Annotated in this window: 1 protein-coding gene; it reads left to right on the top strand. The window is 34.0% G+C overall.

Annotated elements, in window-relative coordinates:
• Positions 1–212, top strand: a 212-nt coding sequence (locus HMPREF3247_RS07460; RefSeq protein ID WP_142349152.1) for an SdrD B-like domain-containing protein, incomplete at both ends; no start/stop codon positions are given.

Here is a 212-nt window from a genome sequence, read left to right as displayed (position 1 = left end):
GAAAAAGGCGAAGTAATTGGAACAACTAAAACAGATGAAAATGGTAAATATCGTTTCGATAATTTAGATAGCGGTAAATACAAAGTTATTTTTGAAAAGCCTGCTGGCTTAACACAAACAGTTACAAATACAACTGAAGATGATAAAGATGCAGATGGTGGCGAAGTTGACGTAACAATTACGGATCATGATGATTTCACACTTGATAATGG

The organism is Staphylococcus sp. HMSC36A10, from assembly GCF_001838845.1.
In the GTDB taxonomy this organism is placed as follows: Bacteria; Bacillota; Bacilli; order Staphylococcales; family Staphylococcaceae; genus Staphylococcus; species Staphylococcus aureus.
This window is presented reverse-complemented; position numbering and strand designations above follow the sequence as displayed.